Raw genomic sequence first — 26,294 nt, 5'->3', positions numbered from 1 at the left:
TTTTCTGAACAAGTCAGAGTGTGTTGAATCCGCATCGTGCCGCTATTTATTAAACACTGCTTTGAACGTCTTGCCTTTCGCTTGATTCACATTTACCGACAGCTTAATCGTTGGTCTCGCTTGATTCACATCAATTCCTTCATCTACTCTTAAAATTCCATTAACGCTTTTATCAATTTCAATATTAATAACGCCTGTGTTGATTTGCGTCGGATCAGATACAGATACTTCCAGCTGACTTTCTGTTTCCCTGACCATCACAGAGGCTTTCTTATCGCTTGTAATTCCTCCGACTGTTTTGACCTTGTCATTCCAAAAATTTATACCAATCAAATTCAGGGTCTTCTCTTTGACAGCATGGGCATCCGCAGAGTTTTCTACGATACTGATTTCAGGCTTGCAAGAATAATCGAGTACTGACGTTGACGTCATATTGGGTAGAAGCACGTACGAGTACTTTTGATTTGTAGGGTTTACCCCGTGATCAAACCATAAATTTAAATAGTTGCGAGTAATCGATTCCGTTGGGATTCCGCTGCGGCTGTCAATCTGGCTCCACGCCCCAGTTCTTGATTCCCGCAGTCCTTTAATAGTTGGCTGGTCAGGGAAATAATATCCAATGTTAGCGCTTTCAACATTTCCAGATAAATAAGCCCATCGAACCTTATCCATCTTCTCTGTCCACCCTGTAGCAGCAGGCTTCTTATATCCATTCACGATAAGCGTATTATCACCTGAATTTTTAAGCTTTCTGTTTTCGATTATCGTTTCGATCGTACGCTGATCCGTGCTTGTAATTCCCGATCCTACAGCTACGATTTCGTCATCGAACATAAACCATGATTTCTTGGCATCAAGCGTGCTATTGTAGGCATCTAAAGTCATCCCTGAAACACCGTAGGTTCCCTGCATTTCCGTTCCGCCAACCCATCGTTTTGAACTTGCATACGCATGTCCTGACGAATTCGTTCGCTGCCGAGTATCCACGGTTGTGCCCGGCAATCGGTAAGGATTTACAGTCGGCCAATACCCATCGCTGTATTGTGCGGTATCATTGTTATATAAATATGTCATGCCCTCGCCTGTATACCATCCCTTCAAATTCTCTCCATTAATGGATTCATAGTTTGCAATACGTGCAGAGGACATACTTATCCCAAAGGCAAATTTATCTCGAACTAGAACTGCCCGGTCCATACTGGAGAATTGCTGATATTTTATGATTTTTCTAGATCCAATCGCAGGATCGTTGACAATCGATTTTGCTAGCTGAATCATATTGATAGATGGTGTATTCTTCACAAAATCCAGATGAGTATCCTCTTTGATCCATGACTTGACCATTTCTTTATAAACAAGAGAATTGGATTCAGAAGCAGATTGAGCAAGCCTGATTATCGCTTGAATCGTTTCGTGCCCGACGACATGATCCTCTGCGTAGTGTCTTGACAACTCCCTTCCACGGACCATATCCATCATCGCCCCTTTGTAGATGAGAGGCTCAAATGAATCGTAAACCCACCTGTAGACATTCTGCTGATTGGAATCTGTGATTTGCCACGTCGAATCGCTTAATAAATACATCACGTTGGCGATGTCAGCTAACATTGATCTTCCATATCCGCCATTGTATGCGAAGTTATTATGCTGGATAAAGGAGCCGTCTTTGTAAAATCCGTCACCGGACGTTACATAGGTAAATACGTTACTTAAACCGTCCCGTGCCTTGGACAATTTACTGCTGTCTTCAACAATCATTCCCCTAACGGCTACGACGGTTACCTTCCATACTCTGTTAGCCCCAGTTCCAGTAGGAGTTGGTGAAAATTTTTCAACGGCTTTCATGTAATTGGTGATTTGTTGAGTGGATAGATGGCTATAAAGTAGGATGACTATGTTATTTAAACGGAGAGGCGTGCCGATTTCCCAATCCCACCAGTTATTATATGGCGGCTTGTTTTCATTGTAGCGGTACGTATACATCCAATCGAGCGCTTGAATGAGATCATTTTTTAGAGTCTCATTGTTTTCAAGCGAAGAGCCTTTGGTTGATAAGGCCAAGGCCATGGCAAGAAGCCGATCATAGCTTTTCGTAATATAACTGGAGTTGGATGTACCTGTCAGATCAGTCCAAAGTGCGCTTCGATCAGAAGATTTATCCATGCTGTTCCAATACTCATTAGCGGCTTCATCGATTTTCTTAATTCGATTTGCGATATCTGGGTCTGAAGGATCAAACGCTTCTCCTCCAGTCAGCATTTCTTTCCATTTTCCACGCAGCTGTTCAAACTCATTTTCACCTTGGGCAGCTGCTTGATTCAGAACCGCCGGGGAAAGAGTTGCCGAGGCTGTGATCAAGAAAACCAAGAAAGCGCTTACAAATAATCTGAACTTTTTTCCCATTCCATTCTCTCCTCCTTTATACTTCATTCTTAATATAGTGACTTTTGGCTCACTACATAACTCATATTAACATATTTATTTTGTTTTTGGTAAATTTTTTTCGGAATAATTCATTAGTTTTGAAAATTGATAACAATGCCTATAATATAAAAAAACTCTCACATTTCATTTCTTGTGAGAGGTTCCTTTTCAATTGTTTTGCTTGCCAAGCCGTTCATTCCCTCTTTTAAAATTTCCTGTCACTTCCGCCATGATAAGCTGTTCCTCATTCTGATTATTGGCGGCATTCATTTTTGCAAGAAATCTTTCGGCGTCTTTCCCCTTTAAAATTTTCACTTCTTTCCCGAACCAGTCGATAAAGACTGTATTATTTTTTGTTACTCGATACGTAAAAACCTCTTTATCCAATGACCTGCCTCCCTATTCCTTTACCTCAGTGTTCCAACTTATAGCATACTAACATTATAGTTTCCAATACAGTATTATATCTTCAGACCTTGAGATGTGAACAGAAAAAGAAGTCAAGAAAGGTAAATAAATCAAACATAATCATTAATTATAAAATTAATCAGCATGGAAAGAGGGTTTCCTCTTCCATGTTGATGTATAAAAAAAGAGACGAACTATCATTTTTGTTTTATAAGTATTATAATCATTATAATGGTAATAATCATAATATAAAGTAGAGAAGAATATATGTCTAAGGCGGTGAAAGATTTGGAAAGAAAAGTGACCAAAATCGGTAAGAGTTACGGGGTCACATTCCCTCTTGAATTGTTAAAAGGTGCAGGATTAGAACCAGGAGACACCGTTCAGATTGAGCAAAAAGATGGTGACATTATTTTGCGTAAGAGCCGGAAAATTGAATTGCCTAATGGCATTAGCCCAGACTTTTTCGATGTATTAGAAGAAACGATGAAAGAGCATGGTGAAGCACTAAAAGGATTGGTAGACCGATAAAATGAGGTTTTTAACCATACAGGAAGTCATTGCTTTAAATAAATATTTAATCCAAACATTAAGCCCAGGAGAATTAATTGGCGTAAAAGAACCCAGTTTGTTAGAATCAGCGGTTTATCGTCCGCAATCATCAGCATTCGGTGAGGATGCATACCCAACACTATTCGAGAAAGGAGCTGCATTGTTTGAATCGTTAGCGCAAAATCATGCTTTTCAAAATGCTAATAAACGCACAGCCCTTCTTTCTCTCACATTTTTTCTTCGGTACAATGGTTATCATTTTGAAATGACCACAGAAGATAAAATAGAGTTTACCGTTAGTATTGTAAAAAAAGAAATTTCGTTTGAACATCTTGTTTCGATTATTCGAGAACATTCAAAAGAAATAATGGAATAATGGCATTCCGGCATTGTCGGAATGCATTTTTATTAGCTGAGAAATTATTTTCTAAAGAGTTTTTAATATTAATATAAACATTAACAAACATAGTTTTAAATAAAATTGTCGACACTTCTTAACCTTTTTTCTTCACAAACTTTACAATAAATTCAAAAGAATTGAAGCTGCATGCACCATGTTTTTACCTCTTTAGTCAAAAAACCTCTCCTATCGACATTCATATTAAAGACTATTAGTAAAATATGTTTTTAATCATCTATTAATTGCCTTGTCATACATTTGTTTTCTTGAAACTTGAACTTTTTATAAAAATCGTGAGCATCTGAAGTAGCTAGAGCAAATGCAGTATGTTTTATTTCTGGATGTTCTAAAATACATTGTATTAACCATTGACCTAAACCATTTCCTCTATAAGATTCATCAACTACAACATCTAAAATCCAAGAAAAAACAGATTTATCAGTAACAACTCTAGCGAACGCGATTTGTTTTCCTTTGTGATATGTACCAAAGGTAATTGAATTGTTAATGCTTTGTGTAATCGTTTCTTTAGTTCTGTTTGTGCCCAATATGTTTTCGAAAGTAATTGTGAAACAACGTCTATATTTATGAGTGCAGTATCATCACTAACAATGAAATCATCTTTAGTCCAATTCAAGTGTATTCCTCCCTATGAATTCTATTTAAATTATTTTAAATCTTTTTGAAATTAATCTCTACAATCTCCACGTTTACGGTGTTCTATAAAATGTTTTTATGTCGGGATTAAAGCCTTTGAACCGTGAAGGGTGACCAAAACCGTAAAATTCGGCAGCATAACTTATTCCCAAAAAGAGCTAGTCCAGATATGGGCTAGTATGACACTGTTTAAAAAAGAACCGCGGACAAATTGACCACGGTTCAAAATGTAAAGTTTCATTGAAACCATTCTCGCTTATACCAGCCTTGTTGGGAACAGTTTTTAATTTCCTTCTACAAACTCCATGTTTACCAGCTCATCATAGGAGTAGCCTTTTGTGTATACCCCCGTCTTTTCAACCACATCCATCACCTTAGCAACTGATTCCACCGTTATAACTCCATCCTTGCTCCATAAACTGTCCGCATATGCCCGATCTAGGGAAGCCTGTAATGAATCTTCCTCAGTCGTCGGGAATTCTTTTTTCAATACTTCCATGGCAAGCCCATGGTCTTCATCTACTGCGGCTAACGCTTTCTTAATTGCTTTTACAAAGCTTGCGACAGTCTCAGGGTCTTTCTCAATCGTCGATTTTTTTACACTGATCACGGAATAAGGATAGTCCCCTAGACTCGTAAAGCTATAAAACGGCTCCTTCCACACACCTTTTTTAATCCCTTCATTAATCTGCGGTTCTCCACCGTTCGCAATGTCTGCCTGCCCGTTTTCCACCAGCGAAACAACAGCTGCGGCATCTGCCGGCTCTTCAAGCTTGACGTCTTTTTCAGGATCAAGCCCAAGATCCATAAGCAAGTATCTTGTTAATAAATTCGGGCTTCCCCCAAAACGTCCGGCTGCAATCGTTTTTCCTTTTAAATATTCGGCCATTGCTTCCTTGGAATCATCGGCAAGGTTTGCTTCCTCGGCAGACATGAGATACACATTGGCCCGGTTTACCACATTCACGACAGAAACAATTGGATCTTTATTGCCTACATTCGACATTTGATTCGAATCTGGACCGGCGATATTCCCCCATACTTCACCGCTTACTAATGAGGTTACATGACCGCCTCCCGTAGCCGTTACGACTTCAACATCCAGCCCTTCCTCTTTAAAAAAGCCTTCATGTATTGCTGTATAAAGCGGCAGATAACCAATTAAATGAACGGGTTCGGCGATTGTGATTTTTTTCAATTCACCATTTCCCGGTTCAGTTGTCCCTGGTTGATTATTCGAGCCGCACCCTGCAATTAGAAGAAAAGCAGCAACAAGCAAACAGCTTACCAACCATTTGATACGTTTCATCTCCATATCCCCCACTTTTTCTTTTTATTGTCGCATTCCTTTAAGCAGCCATCTTTCAAGCCAAACCGTCCCGAGATACATCAAAATGGAAAGGATGGACAGGGCAATTACTCCGACCCAGACGAGGTCAATATTCATAATCTGTCCGGCATAAAGAATCATTCTGCCGACTCCTTGACGGGAAGCAATAAATTCACCAACGATTGTACCGGCGAGCGCCAGCGCAATATTAATTTTTAAGCTGCTTACAATCCATGGCATTGAGCTTGGTACAACGATCATCGTAAATACGTGCCTTCGCTTGGCTCCAAGTGAATAAAGCATGTTTTCCAAATCTTTATCAACTGATTTAACGCCGCTGTATGCCGCAATCGCTGTGACAATAACGGTCATCAAAAATGCTAAAACAACCTTCGATGAAAAACCGATGCCGAATAAAATGACGAGGACCGGCGCAAGAGCCAGCTTTGGAATCGCATTAAAAGCAACTAAATACGGCTCCGTGATTTTTGAATATAGAATCGACCACCAAAAGGAAAGCCCCAGCAAAGCACCTGCAAACGTTCCTGCAGCAAAACCGAAAATGGTTGCGCCCGAGGTGTACAACAAATCCTGCACTAATGTCCCTTCAGTCCAAGCTATGGCTCCTGTTTGAAAAATCGTTAGCGGACTGCTCCAATAGTAAGGATCAAGCACGCCCATTCGGGTTAAAATTTCCCAGCCGGCAATGATGCAAATCCCAAGAAAAATTTGGCCGATCAATGTCAATTGATTTTCTCTTTTCCGCTGTTTTTGTTCATCTTCAACAAATAATGGTTCGTTTGATGCATTCAATAGTTCTTTCTTCTTCATATCATTCTGTGCAATAACAACCTGATTAGAATTTGCTGGTATGCACATCCCTCCTTACACGAGTTCTTCATACGGCGTCTCTTCTCTCAGCATAGATAGCAGTTTTTGTTTATATTGTAAAAATTCCGGAAGGAGCAAAGTTCGATCATTTCTCGGTCTTGGAATCGCAATCTCAATTTTGTCTTTTAAGCGGCCTGGCCTCGGGGAAAACACATAGATTTCATCCGATAGATAAATCGCTTCATCAATATCATGGGTCACGAATAGAATCGTTTTGTTGAAGTCTTTCCAAATTTCCATAAGCCACGATTGCATCATTAATCTCGTTTGGGCATCCAACGCTCCAAATGGTTCATCGAGCAATATCACGTCCTGATCGTAAAGCAGGGTTCGAAGCAGTGCAGCCCGCTGCCTCATACCTCCGGACAATTCTCTTGGGTAATGATGCTCGAACCCTTTTAATCCATAACGATTCAATAGCGGCAGTGCTTTTTCTTTCGCCTCTTTTTTTGGAACACCACGGATCTCCAGGCCAATCACAACATTGTTTAAGATGGTTCGCCATGGGAGCAGCAAATCCTTTTGCAGCATATAGCCGACATAGCCGCTTTTTCCTTGAATATCTATCCCATCAAGCAAAATCCTGCCTGATGAAGGCTTTAATAATCCGGCAATCATATTGAACAATGTTGACTTGCCGCAGCCGCTCGGTCCGATAATACTGACAAATTTTCCAGCAGGAATTTGCATCGTTGTATCCTGAAGAGCAATTAAGTTCTGCCCGTTTTTGCGAAAAACTTTGCTTAAATTTGCAATTTCCAACTTATGCATATGACCACTCCTTTTTTAAAATGTTATTTTTCTAAAAAAGTACTGAAAAAAACAACCGCCGGATTTAGATATGGAAGGGATACCCTTCTATATTCTATGATCCAACGGTTGTCCTGCTCTCATAAGGAATGAGATCATTTTACCAGATCGATATTCGTCCGACTTCTTTTCTAAATGAATGACCGTTCCTATAACATTCTTTAGCCGTCTTTGCTTGGCCAATATCACGATTTTGTTAACTTGAAAAATCAACTGATTTACTTTGTTATATTCCTTAATCATTGCCTACTTAAATTCACTTAACTTTAACGGCTGTTACAGAATGGTAATAATCTCTTCCACCTCCCCGAAATAAACGATAATTCTTCTGAATTTTCTGCTTAAAAATTATCACGTGCTGGCTGATCTGCCAAACAAACTGTTAGATCCCCTGTCATGCTTCCACAACAAATTATTAAAAATTTAGATAAAATTTTAATATCTCAAATATGTTTTAATTCTAATAGGAAATGGGTAGGAGTTAGTTATAACTATAAAGTTTGCGGACGAGATGCATATTCTCGTTCTTTTTATGACCACTTATTGTAGAAGGGAGTGTTTAGAATGTTAACGTGGAAATGCTTCACGTTTAGAATTGTTGAAGATTGCCATCAAATGCAAGAAAAAGATGGAAAAAACTTATCGCTATAACAGCGATTCACAATTGCTTTTTTAGGAAATAATTATCTTGAATGAAATGATAAAAGAATAACAATACTTAACTACAACACGCAAAAAGGAAGGAAATAGATAGTATATGGATATCTTTTTGGCCATTCTGCCTGCCCTATTCTGGGGAACAATTGTAGTATTCAACGTTAAACTTGGCGGTGGACCCTATAGCCAAATTTTAGGGACAACGATCGGAGCATTGATTCTTTCCATCGTTATTTACATTTTTTCAATGCCGGATCTTACACCTTACATTTTTATAATTGGCTTAATTTCCGGTCTGTTTTGGGCTCTTGGACAAACGAACCAATTGAAGAGTATACAGATTATGGGCGTGTCGAAAGCTTATCCCATTTCAACGGGATTGCAATTAATTTCAACCTCCCTATTCGGGGTAATTGTTTTCGGTGAATGGGATACGACAAGATCAATTGTCCTAGGCGTAATTGCAATTTTACTTATAATAGCCGGAGCTGTTCTTACGTCGATTGAGAAAAAGAAAAATGGCGAAGATGACAGCAACGGAGACTTTAAAAAAGGTATGATATTTTTAATCATTTCCACAGTTGGTTATCTCGTGTACGTAATCATCATGCGGCTTGCTAACGTAAGCGGTTGGCAAGCATTAATGCCTCAAGGTGTAGGAATGGTAATCGGTGCGCTTATTCTTACCTTTAAGTACAAGCCGTATAATAAGTATACAATTAGAAATATTATTCCGGGCTTAATCTGGGCAGCAGGCAACTTGTTCTTATTTATTTCTCAACCTAGAGTCGGCGTAGCTACGAGCTTTTCACTTTCACAAATGGGCGTTGTTATCGCTACACTTGGAGGAATATTTATCCTGAAAGAAAAGAAAACAAAAATCCAGCTCATTTGCATTGCTATCGGAATTGTTCTAATTGTAACTGCAGGATTTTTACTTGGTATAGCAAAAACTTAAATACGTCTACATAGACTCTGGGATTTAGAAGTGATTTCGTACCTATGATCTATAAAAAACTCCTGTGCCAAATGCACAGGAGTTTTTCATTATTGACCTGCTACTTCAGGCTTTTCTGCTGTGACACCGAGCTGGCTTCTATCGTTAAAAAGCTTAGTGCCCGGCTTGACATCCCAGTTCGCAACACGCTTGTTTACCGCAGTTAATTCAGAACGGTACAGCGTTGGGAAGGCCGGAATTTCCTCCGTCATTAATTTCTGCCACTTTTCATAGACCTCTGACCGGTATTGTTCGTCAAAAGCTTTTTCAGATATACCCTCTGCTAATAATTGATCACTCTCTTCATTTGTCCAGCGCGTATAGTTAAATGCTGCTGCGCTTCCCCATAAGCCAGTCGGATCAACGTCACTGCCGACACCCCAAGCTCCTTGAAAAATGTCAATCGCTTTATCGTCAGCTTCCAACCGATCATAGAAGGAGTTAAATTCTAATAAGCGACCGTCAACCAACTTCACATTCAGGCCAACTTCTTTCCACTTTTGTATATAGTAATTTGCTAATGGTTCGGCGATGTCACCGCCGCTCATCGATGCGAAGTTAATGACAAGCTCATTTCCATTTTTGTCCTCCCGAAGCCCGTCACCGTTCGTATCTTTATATCCGTTCTCATCAAGGATTTTCTTTGACTGCTCTGGATCATATTCCAATCCTGGATTCGAATCATCATGAAAAGCGGGATGTGACGGCGGTATTACAGTTGTGCCGGCCCATCTCAATCCGTCATAGAATTGCTCGCCGACGTCTTGGTTATTAACTGCGTGAGCCATCGCTTTACGCAAGTTGACATCTGACATTTTCATATTTGGATCCATAACATTTTTGTTATCCTGCCACTTTCCTAACTTAAAGCCAATATACGTATAGGCTAAGTCAATCTTCCCAAGGAAATCCACATTTGATAATGCTTTGACGTTATCTTTATACTGATCTGTTGGATAAACAGCAATATCAACATCGCCATCCTGGAGAGATTTCGTAACAACGCTAGGATTGACAACCTTCAGAATTACTTCGTCAAGCTTAGGCTCACCGCGCCAGTAATCCTCGTTCTTTTTGTAAACAACTGACTCGCCTGGAACGATACTGTCTACTTTAAAAGGACCAAATCCGATTGGGTGTTCCCTTATTTCAGGAGATGATTCCATATCTGCAACCTTCATATCGCCAAAAATATGCTTAGGCAGTGGGTGCGTCCAAATTCCGCTAGCTAATAATGATGGGTTTGCCTCCACGAATGTTATTTGCAGCGTTTTGTCGTCAATGATTTTCAGCCCGGAAATGGAGTCTGCCTTCCCGCTGCGATAGTCTTCAAAACCTTGCACATTTGAAGCTTCAGCAAAACGGGTTCCAGGATAGTCTGGGTCTCCAAGGACTTCGAAGGCAAAAGCCCAATCCTCTGCGGTAACCGGTTTGCCGTCATGCCAATTGACGTTATCACGAATGGTAAACGTGAACGTTTTTTTGTCCTCAGATACTTCAAACGTTGCTGCTCCGTCTTGGGTATACATGTAATTTTCATCAGCATCCAATATTGATTCATCGAACCAGGAGATAACTTCATCATCATATGTTCCTTGATAGAAATTAAAGTTCAACGTCCCTTCAAACGGAGTATCTGACACAAGCCCGTACGTTAATGTACCGCCGTCTATGATTTCGCCATCCGCTTTTTTAGCACTTGCAAAATCGTCAATAGAGAGAAGATCATCCTTTTTCCCTTCTTTTTCAGCAGTGCTTCCTTCTTCATTATTACAAGCTGTTACCAAAAGCATGAATGCGGCAAGTAAGACGAGAAGCAGTTTAGACTGATAGAGCTTTTTCATTGTTTTCCTCCCTTTTATCCTCTTCTTTGTCTTGCGTCAGCTGCCCTTTTTAGAGCTTGTCCGACATTATTTATACACAGCATCAATACAAAAATAAGTATTGCTGCAGGTAACCATATCCACCATCTCATTTCCAATACTTGAGGGTTCCGTGCGTAACTGACCAGTGTACCGAGACTTGGCGTAGATTCTGGAAAACCAAATCCTAAAAAAGATAATCCAGATTCCAAGCCGATATTTCCTGCCAGGTTCAAGGTCATTGTCACAATGATCAGTGAACTCACATTAGGCATCACTTGTGAAAACATGATTTTTAGATGCGAGGTTCCAAGCGTCCGTGAAGCTTGAACATAATCAAGCTGTTTCTCCTGCAGAGCTTTTGAACGAATAATCCGAGCAATATTCATCCAAAGAAACGCCATCATGATCATAGAAAATGTGATAATATCGTAGCGTGGAACAATAGCTACGAAGACAATCACCAGCATCAAAAACGGCAGAATTTCAAAAAAATCAACAATTCTCATCAAAATATTATCTATCATACCGCCAAAGTACCCGGCAGATATTCCGACAATCACACCAATTACGCCGCTTAAAAGTGTGACAAGCAATCCTATTGATAAAGAATTTCTCGTTCCAATGATTAATTGGCCAAACACATCGCGGCCGCCATAATCTGTTCCCAGCCAGTATTCAGATGACGGAGCTTCATAGATTGCAAACAAATCAACAGTTACAATTTCATCCTGATCAAGAAACAAGGAAATCCCATATACCCCTAAAGAAATAAGCAGTAAAAAAATAAGGGAAATAAGAGCAATTTTGTCCTTCACGATTTCTCGCCAGAAGACTCTCCAGCTGGAATAGGACTTCTTCACCTTTTTACTTGCGTTTGTATGATGGGAAACTTCTCTATCAGGCAGTATTTTATTCTCCAATTTTTTAATCACCTCTGCTTTGTGGTCTATTTAATGCGGATTCGCGGGTCGACCACGCTCAGGATAATATCGGCTACTAAAGCTCCAATAATCGCTGTTACTCCGAATAGAAGAACAAGTGCAGTGACGGAGCTATAATCACGGGTTACTATCGATTGAAAAAACAGCTGGCCCATCCCCGGAAAACTAAATATGCTTTCAATAAATATCGTTCCACTCAATAATGTGGTAATTTCAAAACCGATGAGAGCGGCTAGCGGCAGCATGGAATTTCGGAAAATATGCTTGTTATAAATCCTTGATTCCGGAGCGCCCTTTGCACGAACCGTTCTTACAAAGTCTTTTTGTTTCGTATCAATGATCTCGCTTCTTAAATATTGCACAGTAGAAACTGTCCCGATTAAAGCAATGGATAATGCCGGCAAAAGCATATGATTGACCTTGCTTAAGAAATACTCAAATGATCCCGGTTCAAGCCCCGGTGTAACACTTCCCCCAGTAGGAAACCAGCCTAGCTGGAATCCAAAGACAAACAGCATGACCAGTCCGAATATAAAGAGCGGGGCAGCGTACCCTACATATGTATAACCGGTAATTAATCGATCCCCCCACGTATCACTCCATCGTCCGCTAATGATGCCGAGTGGAATGGCGATCACATAGATTAAGAAAATGGACAACACAGCTAGCCAAAATGTATTCCAAAATCTGCTTTCTATTAAATCAACGACCGGTACTTTTTGGGTAAACGATTTACCCAAATCCCCCTGCAAAGCATTGAAAATCCAATCTCTGTACTGAATGTACCAAGCGTTGTTCAAGCCGAGCTCTTCCCGTCTTTCTTCGATCACTTCTTGCGGGACATCTGGGTCGCCGATTAAGCCTGAAAGCGGATCCCCCGGCATGAATTGCGCCATGATAAACACGATAATACTTAACAGAAATATTTGTGGGATCATGATAATAAATCGCCGTACAATAAAATTCCACATATGAATCACCCCTTCTCAGGCAGCGCCGCTAAATGTGTATTTGATAGCGGTGATAAGTCATAAGCCAAGCCTTTTTCATTAAAGTATTTTGAATACGACTGCTCGTACTCTTCTTTAATTGCCTGGCGAAACATTTGCTGCTTTTCACGATTTCGCGGATCGATATCAGGAATTGCCGCGACGAGACGCTTCGTATAAATATGCTGCGGATTTTCAAATATATCTTTGCTCGTACCTTCTTCTACATAACGGCCTTTATACATAATTCCGATCCGGTCGCACATATGGCGGATAATCCCGAGATCATGGCTGATAAACAAATATGTAAGCTTTAATTCCTTCTGAATTTCCTGCATGAAATTCAAAACCTGCGCCTGGACAGAAACATCAAGGGCAGAAACTGGTTCATCTGCGATGATTAATTTAGGCTTCAAAGCGATTGCACGGGCAATTCCAATCCGCTGGCGCTGTCCTCCGGAAAATTCGTGAGGATACTTGTACATGTTTTCAGAGCTAAGTCCGACTTGCGCCAATAATTCCTGAACCTGGTATTCTTCCTCTTTTTTTGAGAGTTTTTCGAAATTACGCAGCGGCTCTGCCACTATATCTAACACTCGTTTTTTCGGGTTTAAGGAGGAGTAGGGATCTTGAAAAATCACTTGTATATCTCGACGTGCATCCAATCTTTTCTTCTTATCTGCAGTTAGGTTCGTGCCTTCAAACAAAATCTCGCCTGACGTAATCGTGTTTAATCCAATAATCGACCGTCCTGTAGTTGTTTTTCCAGACCCCGATTCACCTACAAGTCCGTATGTCTGACCTTGCTCAATGGAGAATGATACCCCATCAACCGCTTTCACATGGTCGACAATTCTCCTGAATAATCCGCCACGCATTGGGAAGTGAACCTTCAAATCTTCCACTTTAAGTAGTGCCATGGCCAATTCCCTCCTTTTCTTTATTTGGGAAGTAAAATCGCTCGTAGCATTTGCAGCGAACAAAATGACCTGGCTCAACTTCATGTAGCTCCGGACTTTCTTCATGTGCCCGTTCATCAATCCAAGGAATTCTCTCTTTAAAACGGCAGCCTTCCCGGGGAAGATTTTGTAAAGAGGGAACCACCCCTTGAATTACATGGAGTTTAGATTTTATTACATTGGCAGTAGGAACCGAATTCAGCAAGGATCTTGTATATGGATGTTTCGGGTTTTCAAAGATAGCGTGAACACCGGCTATTTCTACAATTTGCCCCGCATACATTACTGCGACACGATCGGCCATTTCTGCAACGACTCCTAAATCATGTGTAATGAGTATAATGCCTGCACCGATTTCTTTTTTCAGCTTTTTTAATAAATCAAGAATTTGCGACTGAATCGTCACGTCAAGAGCTGTCGTTGGCTCATCGGCGATCAATAATTCTGGATTGTTTGCAATCGCCATCGCAATAACTACTCTTTGCCGCATGCCGCCGGATAGCTCATAAGGGAATTGTTCATACACTCTCTGTGGTGAAGATATCCCTACTTGATTTAACAGCTCGATTACTTTTTCTTTTCTTGCTTTTTTAGATATTTGTTTATGAAGGAGAATTGTTTCCTCAATTTGGGCGCCAATCATCATAAGAGGGTTTAAGGCAGTTAACGGATCTTGAAAAATCATGCCAATCTCTGCGCCGCGAAGTTTATTTAATTTAGCGGGGGCCATATGGACAATATCCTGCCCTTTATAATTAATCTTCCCCTCAATTTTCGTTCGTTCTTTTCCATGCAGGCCCATGATCGAAAATGCGAGTGCGCTTTTTCCAGATCCGGATTCTCCGACAATCGCAAGAATTTCGTTCTTTTGAACATGCAATGAAACACCATCAACTGCTGCGTAATAATCATCTTCTATCCTGAAAGAGGTACTCAGATTTTGAATGTTTAATAGTGAATTTTCCATAAATACCCTCCTGTCAATTTAATAGGTTAGAAGATTAGTGAAACTCTAGATCAATAGATAGAAAGTAACGGAGATTTATTAGAATTCCTAGGTATGGTATATAACGAAGATATGTAAAGCGGCGTAAATTCTTTTAAATATTTTCAACTCATAAAATTTGATTATGGATCTCAATTTGCGCTTAAACAATTGAGCTTTAGAAGTTTAATCGTAATATGTGACCTTTTATTCCCATTAATCTTCAACTATTTCCAATAATTATATACAATAATAAAATATTTTGTATCTAATTTTCGGAAAAAAAGGAAAATTAGATAATTAGACATATGTATAGATAAGGGCTTGCCGATCACTTTAGGTCTTTTCTCCTCGGTGAAATGAGAACGTATTCTAATTATCTGTTTTGATTTCTTCATATAATTCCACAACAGCTTCTGCCATCTTCCGTATTTTTTCTTGCAGCTGTTTTGGTTTGTTTACTTTAATTTGGTCACCATAACCTAGTAAGTAGGCCGCCGCTTCCTCTTCTGTATCGAACGTAAAGGCTATCTTCTTCCACGCTGATATCGAAAGCTCTTCTACTTCGATAGATTGAATAAAACGGCCAGTAAATCTTAAACGTGGAATAATTGACGGTGCTGCTTCTGCTTCCACTTGATAGGAAGGCAATTTCTCAATAAATTCTTTTTTTGATTCTTCCCAGTAGTCAGCTAAATTAAATTCGATTGGGCGGATAAACGTTTCTTGCAGTGGAGTTGCGCTCATAATTCGGGATGCACGATAGGATCGTATGACACCTGATCTGGATGCGATAAGATACCAAACACTCCCCTTGGCAACGAGCCCAAGTGGATTAACATTCGATTCTTTTATTTCACCGTCTGGCTTGCGGTGTAAGATTTTCAATTGATTGTCATTCCAAATTGCTTCTTTCAATATTTCAAATGAATCAACTTTTTCTTTTTTATCCTTCCAGGTGCTGTTGTCAATGTAGATCCGCTCCCATACACTTTTGGCATACTCGCGATAGATAGAAGGAAGGGAAGCTATTAATTTATTTCTCGCTTCTTTTGAAGAATTAGCCAGCCCAAGATCATGAAGCAAATGAAGTGACGGACCAATAAATAAAGCGCCAATTTCAGTCTCCTTTAATCCTGTTAATTTCGTTTCATAATTGTCCAGTAATCGCCAGCCGCCTCGTTTCCCCCGGTCTGCGACTACTGGAATTCCTGATCTGCTAAGCGCTTCCATATCTCGGTGAATGGTTCGTTCTGAAACTTCTAGTTGCTCTGCTAATTCCTTTGTCGTTAAGCGACCTTTGTTCTGCAGATTTAAAATGATTGAAATCAACCGATCTCCTCTCATATCGCAGCTCCTTTATTCGTTGTTTTTATAAAGTTAATAAAATATGACAATAGATGTCAAGATTAACTCTTTATAATTGAACTAACTTTTGAGAAAGGATGAGAAGCCATGAATTCGTTAAAAGGTAAAATCGCCTTGGTCACCGGAGGAAGTCGCGGAGCAGGCAAAGCAATCGCGATAGAATTAGGAAAAGCCGGAGCAGTTGTTTATGTCACTGGCAGGAGCACAAAACGATCATCTCCGCATGATTTTCCTGGAACGATTGAGGATACTGCAGCCGAAATACAAGCTGCAGGCGGAAAGGGGATTGGAGTAGTTTGTGACCATACAAATGCGGCAAATGTTGAAGAATTGATAAAGCGGATTGATCAAGAACAAGGCAGGCTGGACATTCTTGTTAACAACGTGTGGGGCGGCAATGAGCTATCGATCGATGCTGCTCCTTTTTGGGAGCTGCCTTTAGAACATTGGGACAATATGTTTACGAGTGGAGTACGTGCTCAGCTCACTGCCAACTACTTTGCAATTCCTTTATTACGAAAAAATCGTAAGGGACTTATTGTTCACACCTCTTTTTGGGATCACGATAAGTATATTGGAAATTTCTATTATGATTTATCTAAAAACGCATTAAACCGGATGGCTTACGGATTATCAGTTGAATTAAAAAACGATAATATTGCGGTAGTTGCTGTATCTCCCGGATTTATGAGAACAGAGCTCGTATTGAAAAGTTTTCAAACCGATGAAGACCATTGGCAGAAAATAACGGAATTAGCGAGTTCTGAGACGCCACACTACGTCGGACGTGCAGTAGCGGCTCTTGCCGGAGACCCTCAGATCCTTTCAAAAACCGGGCAAATTCTGAGAGCCGGAGATTTAGCTAAGGAATATCAATTTACGGATATCGATGGCAGAGTGATACCTCCGTTTGAAATATAGGTGACATTGCTATTGAAGTTGAATAGCAGATGGATTGGAATTGGTTGAGTGCGGAGCCGGTGGACAAATGCTGCCTTATTCAGTGAATTAACCGGATATATTCCCGTCACAAAAGAAGCCGCTGAAACAGATCGCATTAAGAAGCTGTGGAATGACCAACCGGAGTATCGCGTGGCGTTTGACCAGCTGGAATATGCCTTCCCCCGACCGGGAATGAAAGGCTACGGAGAAATAAAAATAAAAATCGAGGATGAAATGAGAAAAGCTCTTGTTGACACAACTGTACCACCTGAACAGGCCGTCCAGTCAGCAGCGAAGGAAGTCCAAAAATTACTGGATGAAGGTCAGCAATAAAGAAATGAGGTTTATCAGAAATAGTTATTCTCTAGCCCTTAGATAATTAATATTTTATGTTCTATCGCCAATTCTCAAATAAGCAAGATGATGGTGTTGTATGTCTGCACCATCATCTTGCTTTCTCATATAGACAGCTTTGTGCGCTTCAATTACCAGCTTGATTTTTTCACGCCGGGGATTTGGCCTTTGTAGGCAAGCTCCCGGAAAGCGATCCTCGACATTTTGAATTTGCGGAGATATCCTCTTGGTCTGCCTGTTATTTCACAACGGTTCTTAAGCCTCGTTGGTGAAGAGTCTCTCGGCAATTTGCGGAGAGCTTCGTAATCGCCTTTTTCAATTAATTCTTTTCTAAGCTCTGCATATTTCGCAACCATTGCCTGTCTCTTTTTTTCTTTTACTATTTTTGATTTTTTCGCCAAAGTTATCCCTCCTTATAAAACAGAATTATTACGATTTAAGCTGTAAGCTATGACCTTTGCAGCTGCCACTTGAATGGATCTGTCATGGCTGACCAGTCTTGAGCCATTTCCATATCGGTCAATAAGCATTTATCAAGGTCTTCTATAATCTCTTCTTTCGGCAGGTCTACGCCGATAAATACAAGTTTCGTATGGCGATCTCCAAATTCAGCGTCCCAATCCTCTAAGATTTCCGGTTCTTCCTGGATAATCTGCTCTCTCTCCAGCTTCGGCAAAGAGGCAACCCAATAAGCAATCGGTTCAACCGTAACAGAAGTTCCTGCTTGTGACATCAATAAGCAAAGGTCGTTTCTGCTTGCGCACCAGGCAATTCCTTTTGCTCTGACCACATTATCAGGCATCGTCTGAATCCAATTGTAAAAGCGTTCTGTGTGAAACGGCAACCGGCTTTGATAAACAAAGGAGGAAATTCCGTACTCCTCTGTTTCAGGAGTATGCTGCTCAGGACCCATATTCAGTTCTTTCAGCCAGCCTGCTGAGCTGCTTGCTTTGTCAAAATCAAACAAGCGAGTATTTAATATTCTCTCCGGATCAACAACACCGTGTGATGTTCGGATGATTTCCGCTTCCGGCTGCAGCGTTCGCAATACCTTTTCCAGCTGGTTCAGCTTATCTTCTGAAACGAGATCACACTTGTTTAAAATCAGGATGTCACAGAACTCAATTTGGTCAATGAGAAGATCAGAAATTTCACGAAGATCGTTATCACCAACCGCCTCCTTGCGATCAAGCAGGCTATCGCCGGATTTATAATCAGCCCAAAAACGATTGGCATCGACCATTGTAACCATCGTGTCCAACCGGCAAAATTGAGTAAGGTCAATTCCCATTTCTTCATCGATATAAGAAAAGGTTTGAGCAACGGGAATCGGCTCGCTGATGCCGGTTGATTCAATCACGATGTAATCGAACCTTCCGTCTTTGGCGAGCTTTTCAACCTCAATCAACAAATCCTCGCGAAGCGTACAGCAGATGCAGCCATTTGACATTTCAACGAGCTTTTCCTCCGTCCGCGACAGCTCTCCGCCCTGCTTGATGAGCTCTGCATCAATATTGATCTCACTCATATCGTTAACGATAACAGCTACTCTAAGCCCGTCACGGTTTTGCAGAACATGGTTTAACAACGTCGTTTTACCCGCACCGAGATATCCGCTTAACACGGTTACAGGAATCCTCTTGTTCATCGTCCCCACTCCTTATTTTGTTTCCCGGTGCAGTGTGTATCGTTTTAAACGTGGAGAATATTTTTTCAACTCCAAACGATCAGGGTTTGTTCGTTTATTTTTCGTCGTTATATAGTTACGGTCTCCGGTTTCTGTACAAGCTAATGTAATATTTACTCTCATGAATCATCTTCGCCCTTTCTTAATTCGTAATCATTACGATTTAAATGATATCGAGTTTGCTCTGCGAAGTCAAGTGCCTCCCCCATTTAATAATATTCCTTTTTTCAAATGCATACTTTGCACTGGACAACCATAGTCATTAAACAAGAATGATTCTGTTTTGCGGGAGGAAAAGAATGAAAAAATACTTTCGCGCATTTTTTCTTGAATTAACTGGAGTTAGCTTAGTGGTTCTTATCATTATCCTTCTTTTTACTGGGGACAGGTTTTTTACACCAGGAACAATTCCTCCTGTACTTCTAAATATAAATACGATCTTTTTAAGTATTCTGCTGGAGGCCATTCCTTTTATTTTGCTTGGCGCATTTGCTTCTTCTCTCATTCAGCTGTTTATTTCTGAAAAATTCTTACGAAAACTCCTACCGAAACATCCGATTGCGGCGCTTGTTCCTGCTGCTCTTGTTGGAGCTCTCATTCCTGTTTGCGAATGTGCCATTATACCTGTCGTCAGACGGTTAATTCAAAAAGGGATGCCCTTGCATTTGGGAGTCGTTATTTTGTCAACGGCACCTATTCTCAATCCAATTGTTGCAGCTTCAACCTATTTTGCTTTTCAATCTAATCACATCATTTTATATGGACGAATGGGAGTCGCGTTTGTTTGTGCAATTGTGATTGGCGCTGTTATCTATTTGATATTCCGATCAAGTGATCAATTAAAGCCGAGCAGCCACCATCACAGTCACGATCATTCTCATACTCATTCAGTAAGTTTCACAGGCGTACTCCGGCATGCGGGCGAAGAATTTTTTGATATGGGACGTTATTTAATTATCGGTTCGCTTATAGCCAGTTTATTTTCAACTCTTCTTGATCGAAGCGTATTAGAGTCAGTTGGAGGGCATTCATTTCTTGCACCAGCTGTCATGATGGCATTTGCTTACTTCCTTTCGCTCTGCTCGGAAGCCGATGCTTTTGTCGCTGCCACCTTTGGAACGACATTTACGTATGGTTCGATTATTGCTTTTTTAGTGTATGGTCCTATTCTTGATTTAAAAAATACAGTTATGATGTTCGCTTATTTTAAGACCCGGTTTGTCCTTGCGTTTCTTGTTGTCGTAACCGTCATTGTTTATGGAACCATTATTATTTTGCAGTGATTGGAGGGGTTTGGGTGACGCAATTTCATGAAAGTTTGCGCGGGATTATCCTTGTTGGTTTTGCCCTTTTGTTGATCAATCTGATTGTATCCGAAAAGCTCGCAAATTTTATTTCTCCTAAAATGCATATCTATGTTTATATTGCATTATTTATCTTTTTATTGCTTGGTTTTATTCTCATACTTAGCAGCAGTTCTGAAATGAATGCCCACCAATGCGGTTGCGCAGGCGATCACAGCGTTCCAAAAACAATTTTCGGCTCAATCTTTGTCTATAGTTTGTTTATTTTCCCACTGGTTACCGGCTTCCTGTTTTCCGATCATATATTAACAAATGATGCTGCCATCAAACGCGGACATAAATACGGGGAAGGGATATTCTCTAGCACCTCCAATGGAAATCCTCCATCAGATCCTAATCTTACAAGTCTTGAAGCCAAAAAAATAATTCTCTTGACGAATGAAAATTTCTTGCCTGTATTAGATCAGATTGAGAGAAACCTTCAGCATTTCGTCGGGAAAAAAGTTCAATTGGAAGGATTTGTATACCGGGAGCCTGATTTTACAAAGGATCAGATTGTTGTCGCTCGTTTTGGAGTCAGCTGCTGCACAGCAGACGCCGTCGTATTTGGGATGGCGGTAAATGGAGATTCTCTTTCATCACTTTCAAATGACACATGGATCAGAGTAAAAGGCACAATCGACGTATTACATTATAATGACAGTGAGCTTCCAGTGATCGTTGATCCGACGGTTGAAAAAATTGATACCCCGAGTCAACCTTATGTTTATGATACGTATGAACAAAATGAATAATTGTAAATAATAATTCCTTTGTATGCAGGGTTTTTTTGTCTAACGAAAATTCATACTTGCAACTTGATGTTCATATAGTATACAGTTTAAATCGTAATAATTACGTTTTGAAAGAAAGGAATGCCCGTAATGAAAAAGAAAATTGTAATCGTAGGCGCCGGTCCCGCTGGTATTGGGCTTGGTATCTTGCTAAAAAAATTAAAGATAAATGACTTTGTGATTTTAGAAAGAGATCAGGTTGGATCGACTTTTTTTAATTGGCCAAATGAAATGAAGCTGCTCACCCCCTCCTTCACAGGACACGGCTTCGGGGCTTTGGATTTGAACGCTATTACACCGGAAACCTCACCCGCATATACGTTTAAGAAGGAGCATTTGACCGGGCAGGAGTATGGAGAATACCTCTCCCTGCTTGCAGAGCATTTTGATTTGCCGGTTTATGAAAATGTGAATGTTGAACATGTAGAAAGAAAGAAATCATTTATTTTATACACTTCTGACGGAATGATAGAAGCAGACCAGCTTATATGGGCAGCAGGCGAATTCAACTTTCCAAATGCTCGGCCCTTTGAAGGAGCTGGATATGCAATTCACAGCAGTCAGGTTCAATCATGGGAAGCTTTTGAAAAGAATGAATATACCATTATTGGCGGCTATGAAAGCGGAATTGACGCGGCCTCGCATCTGATCAGCTCCGGAAACTCAGCCACCATTTTTTCACGTACAGAAGCATGGAAGCCGAATGAGGCAGATCCAAGTCTTTCCTTGTCTCCATATACGTATGAAAGGCTAAAAACCGCAATGGCTACAAAGAAGCTTCGGCTTATTGGCGGAAGTGAAGTTACAGGAATCACAAAAGAACAGTCAGGATATCAGCTTCTTTTAGCGGATGGAGCCACTTATTTCTCTAAAACAAAACCAATATTAGCAACCGGCTTTCTTTCCGGGGCAAAACAAATAGAATCTTTTTTCGAATGGAGAGAAGACGGGCTTCCGCATCTTACAGAAAATGACGAATCTACAATTGTATCTAATCTTTTTTTAATTGGACCGAGCGTACGCCAACAGGCAGTTATTTTTTGTTTTATTTATAAGTTCCGCCAGCGCTTTGCTGTTGTAGCAAAGGAAGTGATTACACGGTTAGGTCTCGACTGTGACGAAAAGGTTTTTGACACTTATCGCCGTAATCAAATGTTTTTAGATGATCTTTCTTGCTGCGGGGTGGAGTGTGAATGTTAGAAACTTCGGCGATAAGCGATGAACGTGTTGCTTTAATCGGCTTAGAATCCGCTGGGAAAACGACGCTTTTTTCACGTATGAGCATGAACAAGTCTGGTGATGAGACAAATGTGAAAGGATCCAGCTATTCGATCCGGATAAATCGTCTTGATCATATGTTAATCGTTGATACACCTGGTATAAGGATGTCTGAAAAAGATTCAAATGAAATCGCCTTAAAAGAAATCCGACAATCAGATAAAATCATTCTTGTAGCCAGAGGAACACATTTCCAAGACGAGATAAAGGCATTATTGCCATTAATTAAGGTGACAAATAAGCCGTTTATTGTCGTCGTCACCTATGCAGATAAAATGAGAGAAAACGATAAACAGCAGCTAAAGGAGCTGCTGTTAAAAGAAAAGCTGCCTTTATTTCTCTTAGATACAAGGTTGTTGAGAGAGGATCAGAGAAAGCTTTTGATGGAATTCGTAACAAGCCAAAAAGTATGGACAGAAAAACAATTAAACCATTTGGCTGAACTAAAGCTGGCAAATGTAGAGCCCCGTCAGCTGCTGTTTGACCGTCCTTTAACTGGTCCAATGCTTTCCATCTGTACATTGATCAGCATGTTTCTTTTTCCGGTGTGGATCGCTTATCAACTTTCTTCTGTACTGCAGCCCTTATTTGATCAGTATTTACTTTCTGAAGTATTGAAACTATTTGAGAATTCGCCGGCTTTGATCCAAACCATTATGATTGGTGATTATGGGCTGTTGACGCTCGGGATCTATTCGTTTATTTGGGCGTTCCCAGTCGTATTTTTAATGGGTGTAAGTACAGCGATTGCAGATGAGACTGGCATAAAAGATCGAATCATTGATTCGCTTGCGCCAATAACGAGAAGAATTGGCATTGACAGCCACGATCTTGTCCCGGTATTAAGCGGGTTTGGCTGTAATGTGGTCGCCGTTTATCAAAGCAGAAACTGCAGTGCTTGTACTCGGAAGCAATGTGTCTCAATGATCTCATTCGGCTCGGCCTGCAGCTATCAGATTGGCGCGACCCTGTCTATATTTAACTCTGCACACTCGACTTGGATGTTTTTTCCTTATATTTTGACGTTAACATTTGCCGGGATCATTCATAAACGAATTTGGTTTCACAATAAAGCTTTTGATACAGGGTCACGTCCAATACCTAGACGGACTTTTTTACAAAAGCCTACCTGGTTGGGAACGTTTTTCAGGCTAAAAAATGACGTAAAGCAATTTAGTTTACAAGCTATGCCTATTTTTATCTTCATCTGCTTCGTCGCTTCTTTCCTGCAAACCTTTCATGTGATCCAAGTATTTTCCATTATATTCCATCCGTTGCTTGCTCTTCTTCAGCTGCCCGCAGAAGCAGCTTCAGGCTTGGCATTTTCCATGATCCGAAAAGATGGGATCCTGCTCTTTAATCAGGGACAAGGTGACTTTTTAAGCCAGCTTTCCTGTTCACAGCTGTTTCTCTTGGTATTTCTATCTTCAACTTTGACAGCTTGTCTCGTTACGATGATGACCATAGCGAAGGAATTCGGACTAAAAAACGCAATTCAGTTTATTTATCGGCAAGTGATTACGTCTGTTTGCTTTGCAATGTGTTTTCTGCTAGTGTTTAAGTTATTTGAATGACGAAGAACGCAGCATACGGCTCCTATGCTGCGTTTTTTCTTCTACTCTTTTTTCAAATCTTGCAGCCTTTTCCGCTCCGCAACCAGTGCTTTAAACTCAAGATCTAATTCTTCCGTCGGACTTTCGCTAAGTCTGCTGATCACTTCGGAAAGCTTGGTTTCCACTTGAAGCAATTCATCTTTTACGAAATCCCTCGTTGACTCCCGGTTTCTTTCTAAAAAATCTCTGTAACCGCCGTCAAAAGCAGTAATAGACTGATTGGAAATTTCGATTATTCGGGTGGCAATGTTTTCAATAAATCTTCTGTCGTGGGATACAAATAAAATCGTTCCCTCATAGTCTGTAAGCAAGCTCTCTAATGCTTCCAAGGCTTCAATATCGAGAAAATTAGTCGGTTCGTCCATCACAAGAACGTTCATATCGCTTAAAAATACTTTAGCAAAAGCCACCTTCACTCTCTCGCCGCCGCTGAGCACACGAACCGGCTTAAATACATCTTCACGTAAAAAATGAAGTCTTGCCAATACAGTCCGAACCATGCTTTCCTCTTGAAATGAAGATTTCATTACGTTTTCTAAGATGGACTGCTCTTGCTCTAGGATATCAAGGTTCTGGCTGAAATAACCAAGCTTGACAGAAGGAGAAAGCGAAACCTCTTTTCGTTCATGCATCAGTTGCTTAAGCAGGGTTGTTTTTCCCGCCCCATTTTTGCCGATGATCGCTGCTTTTTCACCAGCTTTTATTTCGAAAGAAGCCGGTTTCCAAAGAATCCGTTTCCCAAATTGCATCGATAAATCAGTGGCACGAAGGATCGTTTTCCCTTTCATCTTCTCTTGATTCGGAATATCCATTTTGATCGCCGTTTGTTTTTTCGGCTTTTCTACCTCATCAAGCTTTTCTACACGCTTTTCCAGAGCCTTGATGTTCTGATGCATTTTTTTCTGCAGCTTAGCAAAATAAGGCTTTGCTTCCCGAGTTTCTGATGTACTCAGTTTTTTTGGGGAAGGATTTGTCACTTTTGCTGCTTTTCGTTCCTTTAGCTGTATCGCTTTCTCCAGCTGCTCTTTCTTTTCCATGTAGGCTTCGTATTTTTCTTGGTGCTGCTTCCTCAACAGCTCTTTCTGTTTAATGTAGCTTGAATAGTTTCCTTTGTATTCGTTAATGCTTCCTTCATCAATTTCCCAGATTTTCGTGCAGAGCTGATCTAAAAAATATCGATCGTGGGAAACGAGAACTATGGCTCCCCGGTATTTTTTCAGCCGGTTTTCAAGCTCTTCCATCCAGTTAGTATCAAGATGAGTCGTCGGTTCATCTGCAAATAGAATGTCAGCTTTTTGCATTAATGCTTTATCAATATATTCCTTCGTCACTTCGCCACCGCTTTTTTTCGATTTCGCTTCCTTTAACTGCGGCAAAAGATAACGGGTTGAATGTGTCATGATTGTGCCTTCATCTGCTTCTCCGTTTCCTGACAAAATTGTTAACAAAGTCGTTTTTCCGCTGCCGTTTTTGCCTACCAGTCCGATCCGGTCGCTTTCTTCAATTTTCAGCTGCTCCGCCTTAAACAGCATTCGGTCTCTCACGTATTTTTCAATATAATTTGCTTCTAATATCGTCAAACGGTCTCCTCCTCCAGTTTATTGATCTGGTCGGAGGCTTTTTATGCGCTAAAAAGCCCCCCATCCGTTCCGAATAGGAGGCTATGTAAGCTGCAGCAAATAAAGGTGCATGTGAATTCGCTGCAATAGTACATGGCTAATCCTATTCAGAAAAAGCCGTTACCAGCCTCTGGTTTTCTGAATAGGAAAAGACATACCGATTAAAGGATGTAAAAAGTACAGACTAATCCTATTCTGGGAAAACGATTCGAGAGCGATAACGAATGTTTTTCTTGGAAATAGGATTAAAACTTCATGTACTTAGCTCACCCTTTCATTTTTTCTTACTATTAGTTTATGATGGGGGATGCAGAAGTGTCAAGTTGAGTTTGTCAGAAATATACTCATTGGTTGTTGGTGAAGATTGAAATTCATGTGTGATCTTGGGCGATTTTTCTGATATTCGCGCGGTACTATTTCTAAACAACCTT

Annotated in this window: 25 protein-coding genes; 9 read left to right on the top strand and 16 right to left on the bottom strand. The window is 40.4% G+C overall.

All coding sequences use genetic code 11. The features are described 5' to 3' along the window. Positions 1–42: 42 nt before the first annotated feature. A complete protein-coding gene (locus tag AM592_RS01175) occupies positions 43–2,403 on the bottom strand; it encodes a polysaccharide lyase 8 family protein (RefSeq protein ID WP_053602089.1) in 2,361 nt (786 codons plus the stop codon). Positions 2,404–2,592: 189 nt separating this feature from the next. Further along, a complete protein-coding gene (locus AM592_RS01170) occupies positions 2,593–2,811 on the bottom strand; it encodes a hypothetical protein (protein ID WP_053602088.1) in 219 nt (72 codons plus the stop codon). Positions 2,812–3,099: 288 nt separating this feature from the next. On the opposite strand from AM592_RS01170, the gene AM592_RS01165 reads away from it, so the two are divergent. Together AM592_RS01165 and AM592_RS01160 are read left to right on the top strand one after the other, a co-directional pair. After that, the gene (locus AM592_RS01165; protein ID WP_053602087.1) at positions 3,100–3,363 is read left to right on the top strand and encodes an AbrB/MazE/SpoVT family DNA-binding domain-containing protein; all 264 of its coding nucleotides are present in this window, start codon (positions 3,100–3,102) and stop codon (positions 3,361–3,363) included. Position 3,364: 1 nt separating this feature from the next. Beyond that, positions 3,365–3,760 carry a type II toxin-antitoxin system death-on-curing family toxin gene (locus tag AM592_RS01160; RefSeq protein WP_053602086.1) on the top strand — a complete coding sequence of 132 codons (396 nt, stop codon included), beginning with the start codon at positions 3,365–3,367 and terminating at the stop codon, positions 3,758–3,760. Between the two features lie 251 nt (positions 3,761–4,011). Here the strand turns inward: AM592_RS01160 and AM592_RS01155 are convergent, their stop codons facing one another. The 4 genes from AM592_RS01155 to AM592_RS01140 form a co-directional block, all read right to left on the bottom strand. Beyond that, positions 4,012–4,332 (bottom strand): GNAT family N-acetyltransferase, encoded by a 321-nt coding sequence (locus tag AM592_RS01155; RefSeq protein ID WP_225970313.1) that lies wholly within the window; start codon positions 4,330–4,332, stop codon positions 4,012–4,014. Positions 4,333–4,724: 392 nt separating this feature from the next. Beyond that, complete coding sequence (locus AM592_RS01150; RefSeq protein WP_098945174.1) at positions 4,725–5,750, bottom strand: ABC transporter substrate-binding protein; 1,026 nt, start codon at positions 5,748–5,750, stop codon at positions 4,725–4,727. Positions 5,751–5,774: 24 nt separating this feature from the next. Further along, positions 5,775–6,602, bottom strand: coding sequence for an ABC transporter permease (locus AM592_RS01145; protein ID WP_053605939.1), 828 nt, complete (start codon positions 6,600–6,602; stop codon positions 5,775–5,777). 54 nt (positions 6,603–6,656) lie between these two features. Continuing rightward, positions 6,657–7,433 (bottom strand): ABC transporter ATP-binding protein, encoded by a 777-nt coding sequence (locus AM592_RS01140; RefSeq protein WP_053602084.1) that lies wholly within the window; start codon positions 7,431–7,433, stop codon positions 6,657–6,659. 796 nt (positions 7,434–8,229) lie between these two features. Here AM592_RS01140 and AM592_RS01130 point away from each other — a divergent pair. Then, positions 8,230–9,087 (top strand): GRP family sugar transporter, encoded by an 858-nt coding sequence (locus AM592_RS01130; protein WP_053602082.1) that lies wholly within the window; start codon positions 8,230–8,232, stop codon positions 9,085–9,087. An 89-nt stretch (positions 9,088–9,176) separates the two neighbouring features. Here the strand turns inward: AM592_RS01130 and opp4A are convergent, their stop codons facing one another. The 6 genes from opp4A to AM592_RS01100 form a co-directional block, all read right to left on the bottom strand. Continuing rightward, on the bottom strand, positions 9,177–10,970 hold the full coding sequence (gene opp4A, locus AM592_RS01125; RefSeq protein ID WP_053602081.1) for an oligopeptide ABC transporter substrate-binding protein: 1,794 nt from the start codon (positions 10,968–10,970) through the stop codon (positions 9,177–9,179). Positions 10,971–10,984: 14 nt separating this feature from the next. Beyond that, positions 10,985–11,851, bottom strand: coding sequence for an ABC transporter permease (locus AM592_RS01120; protein WP_225970363.1), 867 nt, complete (start codon positions 11,849–11,851; stop codon positions 10,985–10,987). Positions 11,852–11,937: 86 nt separating this feature from the next. Further along, a complete protein-coding gene (gene opp4B / locus AM592_RS01115; protein ID WP_053602080.1) occupies positions 11,938–12,903 on the bottom strand; it encodes an oligopeptide ABC transporter permease in 966 nt (321 codons plus the stop codon). Between the two features lie 5 nt (positions 12,904–12,908). Continuing rightward, positions 12,909–13,841 carry an ABC transporter ATP-binding protein gene (locus AM592_RS01110; RefSeq protein WP_053602079.1) on the bottom strand — a complete coding sequence of 311 codons (933 nt, stop codon included), beginning with the start codon at positions 13,839–13,841 and terminating at the stop codon, positions 12,909–12,911. Beyond that, the gene (locus AM592_RS01105; RefSeq protein ID WP_053602078.1) at positions 13,828–14,847 is read right to left on the bottom strand and encodes an ABC transporter ATP-binding protein; all 1,020 of its coding nucleotides are present in this window, start codon (positions 14,845–14,847) and stop codon (positions 13,828–13,830) included. Before AM592_RS01105 ends, AM592_RS01110 begins: the two co-directional genes overlap by 14 nt. 390 nt (positions 14,848–15,237) lie before the next feature. Continuing rightward, complete coding sequence (locus tag AM592_RS01100; protein WP_053602077.1) at positions 15,238–16,212, bottom strand: helix-turn-helix transcriptional regulator; 975 nt, start codon at positions 16,210–16,212, stop codon at positions 15,238–15,240. Between the two features lie 108 nt (positions 16,213–16,320). Here AM592_RS01100 and AM592_RS01095 point away from each other — a divergent pair, with 108 nt between their 5' ends. Both AM592_RS01095 and AM592_RS01090 read left to right on the top strand, forming a co-directional pair. Beyond that, positions 16,321–17,154: an SDR family NAD(P)-dependent oxidoreductase gene (locus AM592_RS01095; RefSeq protein ID WP_053602076.1), complete on the top strand. Its 834-nt coding sequence runs from the start codon at positions 16,321–16,323 to the stop codon at positions 17,152–17,154. A 48-nt stretch (positions 17,155–17,202) separates the two neighbouring features. Then, positions 17,203–17,508, top strand: coding sequence for a type 2 periplasmic-binding domain-containing protein (locus AM592_RS01090; RefSeq protein WP_053602075.1), 306 nt, complete (start codon positions 17,203–17,205; stop codon positions 17,506–17,508). A gap of 152 nt (positions 17,509–17,660) precedes the next feature. Here AM592_RS01090 and rpsN read toward each other — a convergent pair whose 3' ends face one another. Genes rpsN through rpmG form a run of 3 tightly spaced genes read right to left on the bottom strand, consistent with a single transcriptional unit; the run spans position 17,661 to position 19,339 of the window. Continuing rightward, positions 17,661–17,930: a 30S ribosomal protein S14 gene (gene rpsN / locus AM592_RS01085; RefSeq protein ID WP_053602074.1), complete on the bottom strand. Its 270-nt coding sequence runs from the start codon at positions 17,928–17,930 to the stop codon at positions 17,661–17,663. A gap of 47 nt (positions 17,931–17,977) precedes the next feature. Next, positions 17,978–19,177, bottom strand: a complete 1,200-nt coding sequence (locus AM592_RS01080) for a GTP-binding protein (RefSeq protein ID WP_053602073.1) — start codon at positions 19,175–19,177, stop codon at positions 17,978–17,980. Between the two features lie 12 nt (positions 19,178–19,189). Next, entirely contained in the window at positions 19,190–19,339 is a 150-nt protein-coding gene (rpmG, locus tag AM592_RS23010) for a 50S ribosomal protein L33 (RefSeq protein ID WP_082363634.1), read from the bottom strand. A 176-nt stretch (positions 19,340–19,515) separates the two neighbouring features. Between rpmG and AM592_RS01075 the strand changes: the two genes are divergently transcribed. The 4 genes from AM592_RS01075 (at position 19,516) to AM592_RS23005 (ending at position 24,205) form a co-directional block, all read left to right on the top strand. After that, a complete protein-coding gene (locus tag AM592_RS01075) occupies positions 19,516–20,499 on the top strand; it encodes a permease (RefSeq protein WP_053602072.1) in 984 nt (327 codons plus the stop codon). Positions 20,500–20,513: 14 nt separating this feature from the next. Beyond that, a complete protein-coding gene (locus AM592_RS01070) occupies positions 20,514–21,314 on the top strand; it encodes a TIGR03943 family putative permease subunit (protein WP_053602071.1) in 801 nt (266 codons plus the stop codon). A 129-nt stretch (positions 21,315–21,443) separates the two neighbouring features. Beyond that, positions 21,444–22,553 carry an NAD(P)/FAD-dependent oxidoreductase gene (locus AM592_RS01065; protein WP_053602070.1) on the top strand — a complete coding sequence of 370 codons (1,110 nt, stop codon included), beginning with the start codon at positions 21,444–21,446 and terminating at the stop codon, positions 22,551–22,553. Beyond that, complete coding sequence (locus AM592_RS23005; RefSeq protein ID WP_082363632.1) at positions 22,547–24,205, top strand: nucleoside recognition domain-containing protein; 1,659 nt, start codon at positions 22,547–22,549, stop codon at positions 24,203–24,205. Before AM592_RS01065 ends, AM592_RS23005 begins: the two co-directional genes overlap by 7 nt. A gap of 41 nt (positions 24,206–24,246) precedes the next feature. On the opposite strand, the gene AM592_RS01055 is transcribed toward AM592_RS23005, so the two are convergent. Further along, positions 24,247–25,824, bottom strand: a complete 1,578-nt coding sequence (locus AM592_RS01055) for a Vga family ABC-F type ribosomal protection protein (protein ID WP_053602069.1) — start codon at positions 25,822–25,824, stop codon at positions 24,247–24,249. Positions 25,825–26,294: the final 470 nt, after the last annotated feature.

Source organism: Bacillus gobiensis (assembly GCF_001278705.1).
Lineage (GTDB): Bacteria > Bacillota > Bacilli > Bacillales > Bacillaceae > Bacillus > Bacillus gobiensis.
Note: the sequence above shows the minus strand (reverse complement) of the source record. Positions and strands in the feature narration are given on the sequence as shown.

Coding starts and splice junctions, on each gene's coding strand:
- AM592_RS01175 (WP_053602089.1), bottom strand. CDS start 2,403: ATGGGAAAAAAGTTCAGATTATTTGTAAGCGCTTTCTTGGTTTTCTTG.
- AM592_RS01165 (WP_053602087.1), top strand. CDS start 3,100: ATGTCTAAGGCGGTGAAAGATTTGGAAAGAAAAGTGACCAAAATCGGT.
- AM592_RS01160 (WP_053602086.1), top strand. CDS start 3,365: ATGAGGTTTTTAACCATACAGGAAGTCATTGCTTTAAATAAATATTTA.
- AM592_RS01150 (WP_098945174.1), bottom strand. CDS start 5,750: ATGAAACGTATCAAATGGTTGGTAAGCTGTTTGCTTGTTGCTGCTTTT.
- AM592_RS01145 (WP_053605939.1), bottom strand. CDS start 6,602: ATGAAGAAGAAAGAACTATTGAATGCATCAAACGAACCATTATTTGTT.
- AM592_RS01140 (WP_053602084.1), bottom strand. CDS start 7,433: ATGCATAAGTTGGAAATTGCAAATTTAAGCAAAGTTTTTCGCAAAAAC.
- AM592_RS01130 (WP_053602082.1), top strand. CDS start 8,230: ATGGATATCTTTTTGGCCATTCTGCCTGCCCTATTCTGGGGAACAATT.
- opp4A (WP_053602081.1), bottom strand. CDS start 10,970: ATGAAAAAGCTCTATCAGTCTAAACTGCTTCTCGTCTTACTTGCCGCA.
- opp4B (WP_053602080.1), bottom strand. CDS start 12,903: ATGTGGAATTTTATTGTACGGCGATTTATTATCATGATCCCACAAATA.
- AM592_RS01110 (WP_053602079.1), bottom strand. CDS start 13,841: ATGGCACTACTTAAAGTGGAAGATTTGAAGGTTCACTTCCCAATGCGT.
- AM592_RS01105 (WP_053602078.1), bottom strand. CDS start 14,847: ATGGAAAATTCACTATTAAACATTCAAAATCTGAGTACCTCTTTCAGG.
- AM592_RS01100 (WP_053602077.1), bottom strand. CDS start 16,212: ATGAGAGGAGATCGGTTGATTTCAATCATTTTAAATCTGCAGAACAAA.
- AM592_RS01095 (WP_053602076.1), top strand. CDS start 16,321: ATGAATTCGTTAAAAGGTAAAATCGCCTTGGTCACCGGAGGAAGTCGC.
- AM592_RS01080 (WP_053602073.1), bottom strand. CDS start 19,177: ATGAACAAGAGGATTCCTGTAACCGTGTTAAGCGGATATCTCGGTGCG.
- rpmG (WP_082363634.1), bottom strand. CDS start 19,339: ATGAGAGTAAATATTACATTAGCTTGTACAGAAACCGGAGACCGTAAC.
- AM592_RS01075 (WP_053602072.1), top strand. CDS start 19,516: ATGAAAAAATACTTTCGCGCATTTTTTCTTGAATTAACTGGAGTTAGC.
- AM592_RS01065 (WP_053602070.1), top strand. CDS start 21,444: ATGAAAAAGAAAATTGTAATCGTAGGCGCCGGTCCCGCTGGTATTGGG.
- AM592_RS23005 (WP_082363632.1), top strand. CDS start 22,547: ATGTTAGAAACTTCGGCGATAAGCGATGAACGTGTTGCTTTAATCGGC.